At 47.4% G+C, this 16,615-nt stretch carries 13 protein-coding genes; all 13 read right to left on the reverse strand.

Annotated elements, in window-relative coordinates; all coding sequences use genetic code 11:
- Window positions 1-107: 107 nt before the first annotated feature.
- The 13 genes from uxaC to H3M12_RS12825 all read right to left on the reverse strand — a co-directional run bounded on the left by uxaC (window position 108) and on the right by H3M12_RS12825 (window position 16,545).
- On the reverse strand, window positions 108-1,574 hold the full coding sequence (gene uxaC, locus H3M12_RS02065; protein ID WP_182150849.1) for a glucuronate isomerase: 1,467 nt from the start codon (window positions 1,572-1,574) through the stop codon (window positions 108-110).
- A gap of 31 nt (window positions 1,575-1,605) precedes the next feature.
- Window positions 1,606-3,180, reverse strand: a complete 1,575-nt coding sequence (locus H3M12_RS02070; protein ID WP_182150850.1) for a tagaturonate epimerase family protein — start codon at window positions 3,178-3,180, stop codon at window positions 1,606-1,608.
- Window positions 3,181-3,247: 67 nt separating this feature from the next.
- The gene (locus H3M12_RS02075) at window positions 3,248-4,717 is read right to left on the reverse strand and encodes a glycoside-pentoside-hexuronide (GPH):cation symporter (protein WP_182150851.1); all 1,470 of its coding nucleotides are present in this window, start codon (window positions 4,715-4,717) and stop codon (window positions 3,248-3,250) included.
- A 238-nt stretch (window positions 4,718-4,955) separates the two neighbouring features.
- Window positions 4,956-5,963, reverse strand: a complete 1,008-nt coding sequence (locus H3M12_RS02080; RefSeq protein WP_182150852.1) for a LacI family DNA-binding transcriptional regulator — start codon at window positions 5,961-5,963, stop codon at window positions 4,956-4,958.
- 307 nt (window positions 5,964-6,270) lie between these two features.
- The gene (locus tag H3M12_RS02085) at window positions 6,271-7,230 is read right to left on the reverse strand and encodes a sugar kinase (protein WP_182150853.1); all 960 of its coding nucleotides are present in this window, start codon (window positions 7,228-7,230) and stop codon (window positions 6,271-6,273) included.
- A 14-nt stretch (window positions 7,231-7,244) separates the two neighbouring features.
- Window positions 7,245-8,315 carry a mannonate dehydratase gene (gene uxuA, locus H3M12_RS02090; protein ID WP_182150854.1) on the reverse strand — a complete coding sequence of 357 codons (1,071 nt, stop codon included), beginning with the start codon at window positions 8,313-8,315 and terminating at the stop codon, window positions 7,245-7,247.
- A 14-nt stretch (window positions 8,316-8,329) separates the two neighbouring features.
- On the reverse strand, window positions 8,330-9,139 hold the full coding sequence (locus H3M12_RS02095; protein ID WP_233449207.1) for a GntR family transcriptional regulator: 810 nt from the start codon (window positions 9,137-9,139) through the stop codon (window positions 8,330-8,332).
- 310 nt (window positions 9,140-9,449) lie between these two features.
- The gene (gntK, locus tag H3M12_RS02100; RefSeq protein ID WP_182150855.1) at window positions 9,450-10,982 is read right to left on the reverse strand and encodes a gluconokinase; all 1,533 of its coding nucleotides are present in this window, start codon (window positions 10,980-10,982) and stop codon (window positions 9,450-9,452) included.
- Between the two features lie 151 nt (window positions 10,983-11,133).
- Window positions 11,134-12,126, reverse strand: a complete 993-nt coding sequence (locus H3M12_RS02105; protein ID WP_182150856.1) for a D-isomer specific 2-hydroxyacid dehydrogenase family protein — start codon at window positions 12,124-12,126, stop codon at window positions 11,134-11,136.
- A 53-nt stretch (window positions 12,127-12,179) separates the two neighbouring features.
- On the reverse strand, window positions 12,180-13,058 hold the full coding sequence (locus H3M12_RS02110) for an aldose 1-epimerase family protein (protein ID WP_182150857.1): 879 nt from the start codon (window positions 13,056-13,058) through the stop codon (window positions 12,180-12,182).
- Between the two features lie 34 nt (window positions 13,059-13,092).
- Window positions 13,093-14,730, reverse strand: coding sequence for a mannitol dehydrogenase family protein (locus H3M12_RS02115; RefSeq protein WP_182150858.1), 1,638 nt, complete (start codon window positions 14,728-14,730; stop codon window positions 13,093-13,095).
- A gap of 477 nt (window positions 14,731-15,207) precedes the next feature.
- Window positions 15,208-15,687: an MATE family efflux transporter gene (locus tag H3M12_RS12820; RefSeq protein WP_233449208.1), complete on the reverse strand. Its 480-nt coding sequence runs from the start codon at window positions 15,685-15,687 to the stop codon at window positions 15,208-15,210.
- Window positions 15,688-15,702: 15 nt separating this feature from the next.
- A complete protein-coding gene (locus H3M12_RS12825) occupies window positions 15,703-16,545 on the reverse strand; it encodes an MATE family efflux transporter (protein ID WP_233449209.1) in 843 nt (280 codons plus the stop codon).
- Between the last annotated feature and the right edge of the window lie 70 nt (window positions 16,546-16,615).

Here is a 16,615-nt window from a genome sequence, read left to right on the forward strand (position 1 = left end):
CTTAACCACTGAAAAATTGCCATCTAATAATTTTTGAAACTCAAAAAGTCTCACACGACCGTCACAGCAGTCGTGTGAGACTTTTAAGAAGTTGTTGTTAACAGTAATTACTTACTGGTCGAATAACTTGTATTGAATAACTCATCAGGCGTCTTATCTGGGAAGAAACCGAAGAAGTTATAAGCGTTGTTGTAGGAAATGTCTTGAACGATCTTCCCTAACATCGCTTCGTCGTTTGGTACCCGACCCTGTTCAACTAACTTGCCGTAGAAGTTGCAAAGAACCCGACGGAAGTACTCGTGACGTGGGTAAGATAGGAAACTCCGTGAATCGGTCAGCATTCCGACGAAGTTTGGTAACAGACTTTCTTGGGCGAAAATCCGTAACTGATTGTCCATCCCTTCGGCAGTATCGTTGAACCACCAGCCGGCACCCAATTGCATCCGTTGCTTGCCGCCCTCTTGGAACGACCCCATCATGGTTGCTAACTGCATCCAATCGTTGTCGTTTAAGGAGTAGAAAATCGTCTTTGGAATGTCGTTAGTGTCGCGCATCTTGGTGTAAAGCTTTTGGATTTCACCCGCAATATCAGGTTGCGTCCCAACAGCATCGTACCCGGTATCGGCACCTAACTTCTTGAACATTGGCCGGTTGATGTCCCGGATGGAGTTGATATGGAATTGCATGGTCCAATCAAATTCCTTGTTCAATTTCATCAGGTTTTCCAACAACATGGTGATGTATTGGTCTAATTCCTTAGGCGTTAAGTCTTGGTTGTTGATCCCTTTGTTGACGATGGCATTCAGCTCGCTGTCCGAAGCCTCAACAAAGTGGTAAGTCAACAAGGAGTGGTCGGATAAACGACCGCCCATGTCGTTAAAGAAGCCAAAACGTTGTTTCAAGGCCGCGATGATGTCCTTGAAGGAGTTAATCTTGACGCCAGAAACGTCAGCCAACTTCTTCAAGTAATCAGCGTAACCATCCCGATCGATTTGAATCAACTTGTCAGGCCGCATCGCTGGTAAAGTCCGGAAGCCGTTTTCAGCTTCGTCCTGCTTCAACAGTTTGTGGTAGTGCAAGTCATCGGCCGGGTCGTCCGTGGTGCAGACGGCCTTCACGTTAGAATTCTTAATTAAATTCCGTGGCTTGAAGTCTTCGGTCTGTAGTAAGGCATTGGTCTTTTTCCAAATATCCGGGGCCGTCTTGCGGTTGAAGACCTCATCGATATGGAAGAACCGCTTGAGTTCCAAGTGGGTCCATTCGTATAAGGGGTTCCCCAAAGACTTTTCAATGGTTCCAGCCCAGGCTAAGAATTTCTGATATTCGTCGCCGTCACCGGTGATGAGTTCTTCAGGAACCCCATTAGCCCGCATTAGGCGCCACTTGTAGTGGTCCCCGTAAGTGCCTTCGTTTAACCAAATCCGCGTAATATTCGGATAATTTTTGTTTTCATAAATTTCTTCTGGGTTCAAGTGGCAATGGAAGTCAATGATCGGCATATCTTTAGCGTAATCATTAAATAACTTCTTCGCCATATCATTGCCGAGTAAGAAATCGTCATCAAGCAAATCCATGGATATTATCCTCCTTTAAAACGACTCCAGATTAGTCAGTTGGTTCGTACTTTGTCTTAACTTCATCCTTAGTCTTTGCCTTACCTTGGAGCAAATCAATGTGTTCCGCAATGTGGGCGATTAAGTACTTGTCGTATTGAGCTTGGTTTTCCTTCAAAATCTTGAAGAACTTGTCACGGAAGACGTAACGGTAGCTCTTCTGGTAGTTCAGGATAGAACCATACATCGTGTGGAGAACTTGACGTGAGTCATCATTCTTCAACAAGTCCATAACATTGTCGTCAGTGATGGTTTCTGGCTTTGGTGCCGTACCGTCAGTTTGAGCATTGAAGACATAGAAGGAAGCAACATCGTCCAAATTGTCGTAAGCGAACTTGTAGATATCACGCATTAACTTCTTGTCGGCATGGGCGATAACCCGTAAGGCTTCCAACCAGTTAGTTCCGGCAGTCTTAACGTGCCAGCCGTGCTTATTGGACAACCGACCGATGATTTCGTAAACGGAAAGCTTATCGGAACCAGAGTGAATACTCAACTTGTAACCGAAGTGTTCCGCAATGGCTTCATGAATGACAAATTCACGTTCGAAGCGCTTAACATCACCGATGTAGTCGATGGCCTTCTGAAATTCACCGTAGAACCGTGGTGCAATAGTTTCTGGGGTGATACCCTTACGGTGTAATTCATTAGCGAAGAAGTAGTGGTTAGCTGGCGTCGTTGGCACGATAGCTTCATCCATCGAGATTTCGAAGTCTAAGTTGTAAGGCTTGATGAACTTGTTGTAAATGAAGATAGCGTAACGAACAGCACCATAGAAGATCAAGACGGATTGTTCAACATCTTTCTTGCTGAAGTGAACGGAAGCGTTGTCATTAATTTGGAACGTCTTGTCTAAGTAAGTATCGTTGAAGTACTTGACTAAGTCGTCATCCAACGCATTGAACTTGGCATCCAATTGGTCATCGGTCAAGTCGGCGACTTCGTTATGAATCTTTTCAGTGGAGTCCAAGGTAATCATGGTGCAACCAGCCTTGATAGCGTAATCAACTTCATGTGGATTCTTAACGTGGTCCCCATCATCGGCCCAGCCAGTGGTGAAGCCTTCGTCGAAGACGGCCCAGCCGGCATCCAACAGAACGTCGGTTTCAGTTCGGTTCGTTAAGAGAAGTTCACGAATGGATTGTTGTGCTAAGACTGGCATAATGCCGCGGCCTTTGAACAAACGTAAGTGCGCGTTAGAAGCCAAGCCTAAGCGGTCACCTAAACCAAAGGTATATTTGTGGCCATGACGAGAAGTTGGCTTCAACCATGCAAAACGCTTCGTTAATGCGTGCCAGTTTTGTTCGTTCAAGTCACCAACGATTAAAGTCTTTTCGTAGTCTTGAATGCTTTCGCGAGCATCGAAGTCCTTGACGTCGTCGCGGTCTTCGTAAACCACCAAGGTCTTAACCGTTTGCTTGTCAACGGTTTGGTGTAAGTCGAAGTAAACGTTCTTCCGGTCGACTTGGATCGAGTTGACATAAACTTCTTTGTCTGACAAGTTAGAATAGTCGCCATTTGCGGCTAAAATCTCATGGACGTCTGAAACTAATTTTTGTAAATCCATCAAAAATGCCTCCAGTATAGTTATAAGTACCTAGTTTTTAAGGAACGTAAACCCTAATTAAGTAAAATTACTTCAAGTTACCGCTAATCTTCCCGTGTTCCCAACGACCGTGATCCAAGTCGTCAGCAATCTTGGCGAAGTTCTTTTCGTCTAGCTTGTACAGGAAGCCGATAACAACGGCCGCAACCAACAGGCAGAAGCCTGGGTATAAGGTCATCGCAGCCTTGATCCCCCGAAGGGCACCTGGCGTCTGATGGGCGTTCGCCACGTAACCGGTCAATGCCAATACCCCGGCACTAACTAAAGCAGCTAAGGATTGCGCAATCTTCCGGGAGAAGTTGAACGCCGCGTAAGTAATGGCTTCTTTCCGGATACCGGAGTGCCATTCACCATAGTCAATGGCGTTAGAAACCATGGCCCAAGTAATCCCGTTTGGAATCGCCAAAGCCGTGTAACCAATGGTAACCAGAACGATGAAAACAATAACGTTCTCTGGTAAGAAGAAGTTCAAGATGTTCGCAACGGCCCCGATAACGAAGCTCCACATTGCGGTCCGCTTCTGACCAAAGTGCTTCGTCAACGTCGGAATCATGAAGACCCCAACGATGGAGCACCCCATCATAATCGCGTTGATGATTGGCTGTAGCCCAATGTTACCTAAGTTGTATTGCGCGTAGAACACCATCATTTGGTTGTTAGTGTTCATGGCGGAAATCGTGAACAACGTCATCAGAATCAAAGCCCCTAACGGCCCATTCTTGAAGATAACGCGGATGTAATCCTTGAAACCTTCCTTGTGAGCATCGCTCCCGGTATTCCGGTGAACCTTAACGTTTTCCTTCGTACCTAAGTAGCAGATGGCAAACATCAAGACCCCGATAACCGCAAAGACGGCGGCAGCCCAGAAGTAACCGTGTTCTTCCTTAACACCCGTGTTACCGTTTGCAATAATTCCCATCAAAGGAATAAACGCAACCCCGGCAATGAACTGAGCCCCAACGGACCCAACCTGCCGTGACGTTGCCATAAAGCTCCGGTCTTGCGAGTTCCGGGACATCACAGAAGCCAATGAACCGTATGGGTCATTGGTAAAGGAATAAACCAGCCCCCAGATCATATATGCAGCATAAGCATAAACAATCTTTTGGGTTCCGCTCAGCCCGCTAGGCATCGTGAACGTGACCACGGTCATAATCCCAAGAATAATAGCTGAAATCATCATGACTGGTCGGAATTTACCAGCCTTCCCAATTTTCTTCCGGTTATCAATCACTGAACCAGCAATTGGATCCATGAACGCATCGAAGATCTTCGTAAAGGCGAAGATTCCGGCAACCGCACCGGCACCGATACCACACGCATCAATCCAGAACTTCGTTAGGTATGCTTGCCCTAAGTCAAACATGAACCCGTTACCGAAGTCCCCAAACCCATACGAGATTTTCTCACGCATTGGAATGTGTCGAGATGAGTCATTAATCATCTCTTCTTTAGCCTTTCCGGTATCTGGCTCGGGACTAGCTACTGTATCGCTCATGTGAGCACCTCCTTAAATTGTCTACCTGAAAAAGGATAACCAACATCTACGCTCCAATACACACGATAACACAAGCTTTGGTATGTACCAGTTTTATATCAATTGATTATCAATAAAACATTTATTAGAAGAACGCTTAAAAAGCTATTCCGCCGCTTCGTAAGCGCTTTCTATCTAACAATGTTTATCTTATCACAAATATCTGCACACGTTAACATTTATTTCAAAAAAAAAGGATTTAGTTACGTAAATCCTTTACAGAATCTCGCACAATTAATGTTGGCTCTGCAATCTTTTTTATTGGCATCATAGATGGATTATTTAACAACTCAGTTAAGGCGCTAACTCCTTCCTGCACAATATCGTCCGTCGGTTTACGGACCGTCGTCAACCGAGGAACTAAATATTTAGCATAATTCATATCATCGTAACCAATAATCGAAATATCTTCAGGGACTTTATAACCCAAGTCTTGACAAGCTCGCACGGCTCCAGTTGCCATATCATCATTAGCCGCAAAGATACAAGTTGGCGTTTGCGTCGCACTTAAAATGGCCCGCATTGCTCTATAACCACTCTCCGGCAGGTAATTCCCCTGACGTTGCCAATCTGAGCAAGTCTCGGCACCGTTTTCCTCAATCACATCGTTAAAAGCTCGTTGCCGGTCAACTGCTGACACAAAACTAGCAGCTCCGCTAATCAAACCAAATTTGCGATGACCCATTCGAATGGCATATTCTAGAATCTTCTTAGTCCCTAGATAATCATTGGTCGAAAAATTCGACACGTCATCGCGATCAATTTTCCGGTTCAAGACCACAGTAGGTAAGTGTAACTTGATTAACGTCTCGATGAATGGATCATCCTTTTTAGACTGACTGACCACAATTGCCCCATCATATTGGTGGCGTGATACGTTACCACTCGCACTCAACGACTCGACACTGTCCAATGAGAGTGAATAGCCCTTTGGTAAGAAAGCCCGCGCTTGCTTAATAACATCTACTAAAAAGCTAGGCGAAGTCCCAGTATCTAGATCCGAAAAGAACACCCCAATCAAAAATGACCGTCGTTCAACTAGTCCTTTTGCATAAAGATTTGGGACATATCCTAATTCATCAGCCAATTGACGAATCTTCTTTTTGGTCGCCTCTTTGACCAATGGGCTATCGTTGAGCGCCCGCGACACCGTGGTGTGCGACACGTTGGCCCGTTGGGAAATTGTCCGAATTGTAACTTCTTCCATTTTCATTCCCTCCCAAAGTCGGTATCCAACTAGCGACATGTCGTTGCACCAATTAGCTGACCAAGGGTTCCCCAACACTCCCGCTTGCCACTTGGTCGTCAATTAACTCCTTTACGGCCACAACTAATCACACGCTAGATGACGTTATCTAACAGGATAGGACAACTTTTCCATAAAAGCAAAAAAGCTGTCCGACCGATTGGCGCTCTAAGGCCTGGCATCCTTTTAAATCGTCCCAATAATGATTTAGAAACTAAACCTTTTGGCACATAGCTTTCCTAATGTCCCAGAACTCCAACTCATTTACCTAAAAATTTGGATGAGCCTGGTAAAACGCCGCTAATTGTGCTGGCGTCGGGTATCCGTCGTTATCACCCATAACTTGAACCGCCATGGCGCCAATGGCACAAGCTCGTTTCAAAGCTTGGGTCAGTGGAAGCTTTTCTTGGAGGGCCGAAATCATTCCTACCGCAAAGCCATCCCCAGCCCCCACGGTATCTACTACCGGCTCTACAACAAAACCAGGCACGGTGAAGCGTTCTCCGTTCGCACGCATGGCAAAAGCCCCCCGATCACCTAACTTAACCACAACCAGTTGAGTCACTTTGCTTTGCCGCAGGTAAAAGGCGGCAATATCCTCTGGCTTCGTTTGTCCAGTCAATGTCCGACCCTCACCCAGGCCAGGTAAGACCACCGTAGCCGTTTGGGCTAATTGATTGGTCACTCGGATCATCTCAGCCGATGACGACCATAGAGTAGGCCGTAAATTAGGATCAAAAGTTACCGGAATGCTGTGTTGCAAGAGTTCACGATTCAATTGACGGTAAACCGCTAAGCTCTCTGCAGACAATGCCGCAAAAATTCCCGAGAGGTGAGCTAACTGCACGTGGCTCAAGTCAACCTGGCGTAAATCGTTTAAATCATAATGCGCGGCAGCGGATCCTCGCCGGAAGTAATACACTGCTGGATCCCCTTGAGCTACATTTTGTTTTAGGTAAAAGCCAGTCGGATACGCATCCTTGGTGACCAGGTTCGTCACCCCAACGTGTTGCTGTCGCAATTGAGCCTTCAGGTACTCACCAAAGGGATCTTGTCCCACCGCCGAGACGTATTCCGTGGCATGACCTAAGCGAGCCAAGCCCAACGCCACGTTAAGTTCCGCACCAGCGGTGAATTTTCGAAAAGTGGTAGCGTCCGCTAAGCTTGTGTTGAGTTCTTGGGCCTTGAACACCACCATCGGTTCACCAATCGTTAAAATCGTGCCCATGTCCAAATACCTCCTTACTTAGACTTCTGAATGGCCTCCCAAAGGCCGTTTAAATAGGCGATACCCAGGGCCCGATCATATAACCCATACCCAGGCCGTCCCTGTTCGCCCCAAATATCACGTCCATGATCTGGCCGAATCAGGCCATCAAAACCGCTATCAGATAGCGCTTGCATAATCGCGTACATATCGAGTGACCCGTCTTGCGACAGGTGACCCGATTCATGAAAGTCTAGATGATGTCCCAAATGCTTCACGTTGCGGGCGTGGACGAAAGGCACTCGTCCCGTGGGTACAAACTCGCGAATTATCGCAGGGACGTCGTTCTTCGGGTTCTCACCCAAACTCCCCGTGCAAATGGTAAATCCATTCATCTTTGAGGAATTCAACGCCATAATGGCCCGCATATCAGCAGCGTTCTTATAGATGCGGGGCAAGCCAAAGACTGGCATCGGGGGGTCATCCGGATGCATTGCCATTTGCACACGATATTTTTCACACACCGGCATAATGGCGTCTAAGAAATACTTCAAATTTGTCTTCAATTTATCAGCATCAACATCAGCGTAAGCATCGAATATCCGTTGAACTTCTGCCAAACGATCAGGTTCCCAGCCGGGGAGCACGTAGCCATTCGCCTGGCTCTGTACATCGTGAATGATCTCCTGCGGCGACTTTTGGGTATATTGCTCTTCAAAGGCTAATGCTGTGGCCCCACTAGCCAACGGGTAGTGGAGATTCGTCCGCACCCAATCAAAAATAGGCATGAAGTTATAACAGATGGTCCGCACTCCGGCCTGCGCCAGATTACGAATCGTTCGCTGGTAATTTTCAATGTAGCGGTCCCGACTCGGCCGACCAATTTTAATGTCATCATGGATATTGACCGATTCCACCGTTGTAAACTGTAAGCCGGCTGCTTCAATTTGTTGCTTCAAAGCTTGAATCTGTTCCAGCGGCCAAACTTCTCCTAACGGAATGTCAAAGAGTGCCCCCACAACCTGGGTCACATTCGGAATTTGGCGAATATTCGCCAGGGTTACGGCATCGTCTGCTTGACCATACCATCGAAAGCCCATTTCCATTTTGACGACCTCCTTTATTGATGTTTCGCTTGCGTTTTGGCTAAAATTCCCCGAACGTCTAGCGTTCCCGGTTTGCGTGACGGGATATCAGCTGAACTCAAGTCCTCAGGACGAACATTCGTAAAATAATCGGGAAACTTATTCAGTAGATACTTCCGTTCACTTAACATCAGACGCAAGTGCTTAGTAATACTGTACCGGACGTCATCTAGTTCACGTCGGGAAACAGCATCCAAAATTCCTTGATGCTGGTCGAGCAACGTCTGCCAGTCCAAATTTGTGACTTTCAACCGCATCCACCGGAACCGATTCAACTGCATGTTAATGGTCTGCAACCAGTTCCAAATTTCTTCACGCCCCGCCACCTGATAAAAAGTTTTATGAAAGGCTTCGTCCAAATCAAAGAATGCATCGGGATCACCCTCTTGCGCCACAGCAACCTGATCGGCCAAGTTTTGTTGCAACTTTGCTGTCCACTCACTGGTCATCTTGCTCGTAGCCTCCAGCATGATTTCGACTTCTAACACCTGCCGAACAAAACGGGCACTGTTGGCCATCGCCATGTCGATACGAGACACGTACGTCCCACTTTGTGGAATAACTTCGATCAAGCCATCCCGTTCGACCCGAATCACAGCTTCACGGACCGGAGTCCGACCAATCCCTAACTCCTCGGAAATCATCTTTTCGGAAATTTTTTGGCCGGGAGTATATTTATTGTGCATGATTCGGTAACGAAGTTTTTTATAGGCCTCGCTCCGCATATTTTTAAGTTGCATCACGTTTCGACCATCCTTTTTCAAGACTTCACTCTTCTCTCCCATACTGTTTTCATCCTTACTTTAGCAGTTGGTTGTCCCTAACAACCAAAGTCAAATTATGACAACAAATCAATAATCACATTATTCCTATTGACACACTAGCAGATTCTTTTAGTGTAGCACAGCCGGCTCTTAATATTTGGACAATCTCCTTGTGAATTAGAGTGGAGACAACCGGTCGTATTACAAGAATCACCGTTAATCTGAAAAAGGGCCTAGGACAATGCCTAAACCCTTTTCGGTTTGTTAAGCCGTCGCGCTAAAGGGCCACTACCTGGTTATTTTCTACCCGTGTGCGCGTCATGACTAATGGTTATTTCTTCGGTTCGCGTTTCCGCTGGTATTCCGCGATGCTACTGTATTCGGATTCGAGTTTCCGACCTAAGCGAATGTAAATCGGCATGATTTCTCGGTAGTTGGCGAAGGTGTCGGGGTTCGGCTGGTAGGTGTTGGTCTTGCCCACGAACTTCTTGGCCACGGACAAGTCATCGGCTAAGCCTAAGCTGATTTGGCCAATCACCATGGCCCCTAAACAACCAGCTTCAAAGGATTCCGCAATCGTGACTGGTTCCTCGAAAATGTCGGCCAACATCTGCCGCCAAAGCGGTGAGCGGGCAAAGCCACCGGAAGCCATGACCTTCTTAGGTTCCCCGGCGGATTCCTTCAAGGCCAGTTCAACCGTGTACAGGTTGTAGACGATACCTTCTAGCGCCGCTCTGACCATGTGCGCCCGGTTATGCCGTCGCGTCAGACCGAAGAACGACCCCCGCGCGTTACCGTCCCAGATCGGGGCCCGTTCGCCACCCAAGAAGGGATGGAAAATCAGGCCGTCGGAACCAGCCGGTACCTGACTGGCAATCTTAGTCAACAGGTCGTATGGGTCTTCACCCAGTTCCTTGGCCAAGGCCTTTTCCGGGGCGAAGAGGTTATCGCGGACCCAACGGAAGACGATGCCCCCATTGTTGACCGGCCCGCCAATAATCCATTTGCCATCCATGACGGGATAGCAGTAGATTCGGCCTTTCGGGTCGATTTGCGGCTGGTCGATAAACGTCCGTACCACACCTGACGTTCCAATGGTGACGGAGACTTCTCCATCATCGATGGCACCAGAGCCAATGCCAGACAAGGCCCCATCGGTCCCACCCATGATGAATGGCATGTCGGGGTCAAACCCAATCTCCTTGGCGTATTCCGGCTTGAGGCCCTTGACCTGGTAAGTGGCGGAGACTAATTCCGGTAACTGGTCGCGGGTGACGCCGGTCAACTTCAAGGAGTCTTCGTCCCAGTCCATGGTGTGGATGTTGAACAGACCGGTCGCAGACGCCATACCGTATTCTTCTTTGAGTTGGCCAAAGTACCGGTAGATCAAGTATTCCTTCAAGCCGACCCAGTAACGCGTTTGGTTATAAATGTCTGGATGTTCAGCCTTCAACCATAGAATCTTGTAAACCGGCCCCATCGGGTGATTGGGCATCCCGGTGCGTTTATACAGTTCCAGACCAGACCCGTCCTTTCTCATGGCCGACGCGTACTTCTCGGACCGGTTATCTGCCCAGGTGATGGCATTGGTCAGTGGCTTGTGGTCCTTATCGAGCGCAATCAAACTATGTTGCTGCGTCGACCAGGACACACCCAAAATTTTGCCGTCCACCTTGCCGACCACTTCTTTTAAGGCCGCAACGGTCGCATCAAAGATGACGTCCGGATCTTCTTCGGCCATGTCGGCATTTTCCTGAATCAACGGGTAAAGTTTGTTGGCGTAACCAAAAATCTTCCCTTCCGTATCGTAGATGACCGCCTTGGTACTGGTGGTCCCAACGTCAATTCCAATTAAATAGTCCATGTTATTCCCGGCTTTCTTCTTAATGATATCGGTTATATTTTTAAGGTGAGACGAAAGCCGGGTAACCCGACTTCGTCACGATTACAGCGTCTCTTGAGAAAGAACGGGACCATGCCGCACTGAGCGCACATGGTCCCATTCGGTTGTTTCCTTAGGCCAAGGTGCTGGTTAATTCCCGAACCAATGGCTTATTTGCAATTAAGTTCTTCACATCACTGACACACTTTTCACCCATACCATGCAGGCATTCGTAGGTGTAAGCAGAAGTGTGCGGTGTCAACAAGATGCGGTCGTTGTGCAAGAACGGATGGCTTGCCCGAACCGGTTCAACTTCGACCGCGTCGGCCGCGTAACCGGATAATTGACCGGACTTAATCCCGTCCAAGACGGCTTGTTCGTCGATCAAAGCGCCCCGGGCATTGTTGCACAGGTAAGCACCCTTCTTCATCTCGGCGACCTTTTCGGCATTGATTAAGTGGTAGTTGCCATCGTTCAACGATGCGTTCAGCGAAACGTAATCACAGTTCTTCAATAGCGTATCGAGATCGACCTGTTGCACGTTGTGACTCTTAATCCAGCCGGCTGGGGCTTTGGGATCGGGGTCAGTGATGAAAACTTGGCCACCAAAGACACTGAAGAGTTCGGCGACCCGGCTGCCGATGTTCCCACAGCCAATAACCCCGAAAGTTTTGCCACTAAGTTCATTGCCCATGAATTCGGCCCGATCTTCGTAGTGGTCATCTCGTTCGCGTTCGGCCGCAGCAACCGTCCGACGAACCAACGTCAATAAGTTAACTAGTTCGTTTTCGGCCACGGAGTCCCGTTCAACGAGTTGTGGCACGATGGTCACCTTGACGCCATGGGCCTTAGCCGCCTTAACATCCACGTTGTTAAACCCAATACCATGCCGAGAGATCAGTTTCAAGCCTTCCGTGTTGTCGAAGAATTCCTGATTAAACATTGGCGTCACCGACGCAATAATGATGTTGTAGCCCTTTAATTTAACGGCTAATGACTTCCCATCGATATCGGTTGGTAACATGAAACGCTTCACTTCGCCAATCTCTTCGAGCTCTTTCCAGTGTTCCGTGAACACTTGACCAAAACTACTTGAATTTACAACCGCAATTTTATATTCTGACATCTTTCTCATTGACCTCCATATTCTCTAGTAATGCATAAGGTATTAATTTAAATTCAGTGGACGTGAATCGTGTACTGCATGGTTTCTTGTTGCCCAGCAGCCAAGTGATGATTACCTTCCTTGGTGGCCAGTTCACGCAAATCGCCAGACACGTCTGGTAGACCGTTGAACGGTTCAAGGCATAAGAACGGCGCTTTGGCTCCTTCTTTAGTCCACAACGTCACGTAGTCGAAGTCTGTAAGATCCAGACTGATCGTGTGATCGTTTTTCTTGGACCGTAACGTGATACTATTCAAATCACCATCGTCTAGAATGATTAAACCTGCGTCAAACATCGCGTAGTTCAAGTCAATCACGCCATCCTTTTGCGTTACGGGCAACTTCTTCCCCGAACGGTAGGGGTTCGGCGTTTTTACGATTTCGAACTGGTTTAACTCGCCCGGTTTAGGGTCTAAGACCAATTGGTAATCATCGAAAGTTTCACCATCCACAAATGGGACGTTAAATGCGGGATGGGAGCCTAATGAATATGACAGCTTCTGGGTATCTTGGTTAGTCACTTGGAAGTTCAGGTGCAATCCGTCATCCACCACCGTAAATGTAATGGCAAGTTCAAACTTGAATGGGTAGTAAGCTTGCGTCTCAGTGTTTCCTTGAGTACTCAGTGTCACGTGGTCAACGGCTTGGTCCGTAACGTCGAACCGTAAGTCACTCACGAACCCGTGTTGAGGCATCTCATGCTTTACACCATCGATGAGGTAAGCGTCTTCATTTGAACGGCCAATGGCAGGAAACAGCACGGGCGCGTGCTTTGGCCAAAGGTCATTGTTCCAAATCAAATCTCGTTGGGCTTTACGGTCGACCAGATGGGTCAACTGAGCGCCAACTTCGTCAATAATGGCTTGAAAGTTATCATTTTGAATCGTAATCATAATTTTGTGTCACTCCTTCAAACGGGACGGTTCCTTAGGCAACTGTCTTGGCGTGGTCCTTTAAGGCCTTTTCCAAAGTGGCGACAATCGCGCCCTTGCCAGCAATCATTTGTTTGAAGTAGTCTTCAACCTTAGTCCCCAAGCCAACAGCGTAAAGGTCCTGACCGAAGATTGACGTGTTGGTCAAGATATCCTTCAGGTGAGCATGGACATCGGTGTTTTCACCTAACTTGATGTCGCCCACGTACTTCTTCAAATCGTCCATCATTGGGTCCGGACTCGGTTCGAAGGCCCCACCGTTATCGTTAACGGCCATTAAGTAACGGAACCAAGCGGCAATCGTCAGTGGAATGAATTCCAAGGTCGAAGGGTCGAAACCATCACGGTCGTTGTATTGTTTGATAGTCACACCATAACGAACTGGAATCTTCTGCGATGTATCCGTAGCAATCCGTTGTGGCGTATCAGGCGTGTAAGGGTTCGGTAAACGCTTGTTGACCAGTTGATCGATGAAGTCCTTGGGATTGATAACCTTAGGATCCGTCACAACCGGTAAACCTTCGACATAGCCAATTTGCTTAATCAAAGCCACTAAGTTCTTGTCTTGCAATTCTTTGGAGATGGCAGTGAATCCTAAAACGCTTCCAAAAATGGCTAACGCCGTGTGCAGTGGGTTCAAGCAAGTCGTAACCTTCATTTGGTCGGCATCGTTGACCGTGTCCCGATTAGTTAAAATCACGCCGGCATCTTCAAACTTCGGCCGACCGTTTGGAAAGCTGTCTTCAACGACTAAGTAATGCACTTCTTCGGTATTGGTGAAGGGGGCAATGTTAGTGTGCCGTGCTGTGTGCACGATTTGGTAATCTTCGAAGCCACTAGCCTTTAATTTATCGCTGACAACTTTGGCAGGGTTCGGCGTAATCCGGTCAATCATTGAGATTGGGAAACTGACCTGCTTAGGATCTTGTAAGTAAGCCAAGAAAGCATCGTCTACGAAACCGTTTTCTTTCCAGCCCTTAGCAATGGTTAAAACACTGTCCTTCAAGCGGTCCCCATTTTGAGAGAAGTTATCGGTACTCAATAAGGCCAATGGCGTCTTGCCGTTTTGGTAACGGGCTAATAACAGGGAAACCAAGCCCGCCATGTTCCCCTTCGGCTTATCGGGACCGTTAGCAATATCAGCTTTGGTAATGTCGTTCAAGTCACCATCGACGGTCCGTAAATTGTAACCCTTTTCAGTAATAGAGAAGGTAACCACTTGCAAAGATGGGTTCTTAAAAATTTCAAACATTCGGTCCCAATCCGCTTGGTCAGTTGGGCTAAAGAAGTGCGCTTCTCCAACGGAAGCTAATAATTCCTTGTCGAAGTTACCATCGGCCCGCGTAACGACCCGTAAAATCCGGTTGTTGTAAGCATTGTAGATATCCTTCACAACACCGTCATCATAAGTTTCAGCGACGACAACGCCGGAATCCAGTTCGCCCTTTTCAATTAATTTGTTGGCAATGGCAGCGTGGAAGGCCCGGAAGAGGTTCCCCCCACCAAAATGGACCCAGCGGGGATGGTCGGCAGTTTCCTTCTTAATCGTTGTCTGATCATAAGTTGGCACCTGAATGCCAGCTTTTTCGAAAGCTGCCTGATTGTTTAAATAATCGTCGTTTAATTTAACCATTGAGAAACATCCTTTCCTTTGTCGTATCCGTGACACGAGCCTAATAAGTGAATCGTTTGAGAAAACTTATATACCAGTAATGAGTTGTAACCGATTTCATATTACAATATACAGGGCAAATGTCAAGGGCAGTTTTAAAACCGCTTTCATTAGTCATCAGTATAAACGCCGCCATATCAGTAATTAATCCCAATAAAGTAAAATTAATAAAACGATCAATCTAATACATCAGTTTTCTCAAGTGATAATTTGGCCCCTTTATTTCGGCTCATTTCAATAATGTTATCGTGAACATTTCTATGCTCATAGTATAGCATGCTCCCGCAAATCTTCAATCCCAGAATCTAATATATCACTTAAATAAAATGAGTTTCTTACCATAATATAAGACGTTTTAAGCATTTCTTTTATCTGCCTCATTACCGTTTCACACGTTTGCATTTTTCTTCCATTATAGAGTAGCCGATTATCCCGGTTTCATTTCAGGGGGTGGTTCCGGTGAAAGACCCAGACGACCATGACGATACAGTAGAACAATGACACGCCCCAGGCTACCGGATTGGCATAACAGATTCCTAGAAACCCCCAAGTCGTGATGGCAAGCACACTAGCCACTGACCGCCCCAATAACTCGCCTACTCCAGAAATGATGGCATAGAGGCTGTGCCCCCAACCCTGCAGGGTATTGCGAAAAATCATCAAAAAACCGTGTACTGGAAAGAAAAAACTAATAATCCAGATGTATTGGTCAGCACTCGCCACAGCACTCGCGGCGTGATGACCCAGAATCATGGTGGTAAAAGTGGTCTTAAACAAGTTGATGACGATAAACGCCACTACCGAATAGACCAATTGAATCCCCATCCCATTGAAAATGCCAGACCGCATCCGTGAGCGATCCTGGGCGCCATCATTTTGGGCCTGATAGGTAGCCACGGCCGCCCCCACGCTTTCCATCGGCAGGGTAAACAATTAGCGAATCTTCTCGGCTGCCGATTGGGCCGCCACGATAGTCGGTCCCAGTAGATTGATGGCATCTTGCATGATAATAGCTCCAATCGCGGATACGGAATACTCCAACCCCATTGGCAGACCGATGATACTCATGCGTTTGATTCGCGTGCCGCGCAAGCACCAGTCTCGCCGGCGAATTTGTAACGGCCGCCGACGACCCCAAAACAGGGTCAAATTCAACAGGCCCCCGATAAATTCACTGATAACCGTGGCCCAGGCAATCCCAGCGATTCCCGCGTGCAACCCCACTACAAATAAAAGGTCCAAACCAATGTTTAAGACCAATGACACTATCAAAAAGTACAACGGGTGGATAGAATCTCCAAACGCCCGTAAGGCATCGGCGGAGTAGTTGTACAGGACGTTGGCGGGAATCCCGGCAAACGAAATCAACGTAAAGGTTACCGCCAAATCGAGAATGCTAGCAGGAGTGTTCAAGGCCACCAGTAAGGAGCGGGTCGCTAGCATCATCACTGGCGTCAAAATCACGGCCAAACCGAGACTCAACCAGGTCCCGTTGGTCAAAAATTCCCGACTTTCCTGGTCGTCCCCCTTCCCCACGCTATGGGATAACGGAATGCTAAAACCCAAACAACTGCCCTGGATGAATCCTAAAATCAAGAAGTTCAGGGGGTAATAGACCCCGACGGCCGCCACCGCATCGATACCCAGCAGACGCCCGACAATTAAGGTGTCGATAAAATTATAAAGTTGTTGAAAGATGGACCCGCCCACTAGGGGCAATGCAAACAGGAGAATCTTTTTCAAGGGTCGCCCGTGCGTTAAATCAATAGTGGTCATCACAATCATCCTTTTCTAGTTCAGGTTTTAGTCTTCATCGACGGTAAAGAAAAGAGTTTGAGCAGACCGC

The sequence above is a fragment of the Levilactobacillus suantsaii genome, from assembly GCF_014069315.1.
Classification (GTDB): domain Bacteria; phylum Bacillota; class Bacilli; order Lactobacillales; family Lactobacillaceae; genus Levilactobacillus; species Levilactobacillus suantsaii.

Coding starts and splice junctions, on each gene's coding strand:
- H3M12_RS12820 (WP_233449208.1), bottom strand. CDS start 15,687: ATGGAAAGCGTGGGGGCGGCCGTGGCTACCTATCAGGCCCAAAATGAT.
- H3M12_RS02105 (WP_182150856.1), bottom strand. CDS start 12,126: ATGTCAGAATATAAAATTGCGGTTGTAAATTCAAGTAGTTTTGGTCAA.
- H3M12_RS02080 (WP_182150852.1), bottom strand. CDS start 5,963: ATGGAAGAAGTTACAATTCGGACAATTTCCCAACGGGCCAACGTGTCG.
- uxuA (WP_182150854.1), bottom strand. CDS start 8,315: ATGGAAATGGGCTTTCGATGGTATGGTCAAGCAGACGATGCCGTAACC.
- H3M12_RS02085 (WP_182150853.1), bottom strand. CDS start 7,230: ATGGGCACGATTTTAACGATTGGTGAACCGATGGTGGTGTTCAAGGCC.
- H3M12_RS02115 (WP_182150858.1), bottom strand. CDS start 14,730: ATGGTTAAATTAAACGACGATTATTTAAACAATCAGGCAGCTTTCGAA.
- H3M12_RS02075 (WP_182150851.1), bottom strand. CDS start 4,717: ATGAGCGATACAGTAGCTAGTCCCGAGCCAGATACCGGAAAGGCTAAA.
- H3M12_RS12825 (WP_233449209.1), bottom strand. CDS start 16,545: ATGACCACTATTGATTTAACGCACGGGCGACCCTTGAAAAAGATTCTC.
- H3M12_RS02110 (WP_182150857.1), bottom strand. CDS start 13,058: ATGATTACGATTCAAAATGATAACTTTCAAGCCATTATTGACGAAGTT.
- H3M12_RS02070 (WP_182150850.1), bottom strand. CDS start 3,180: ATGGATTTACAAAAATTAGTTTCAGACGTCCATGAGATTTTAGCCGCA.
- gntK (WP_182150855.1), bottom strand. CDS start 10,982: ATGGACTATTTAATTGGAATTGACGTTGGGACCACCAGTACCAAGGCG.
- H3M12_RS02095 (WP_233449207.1), bottom strand. CDS start 9,139: ATGGGAGAGAAGAGTGAAGTCTTGAAAAAGGATGGTCGAAACGTGATG.
- uxaC (WP_182150849.1), bottom strand. CDS start 1,574: ATGGATTTGCTTGATGACGATTTCTTACTCGGCAATGATATGGCGAAG.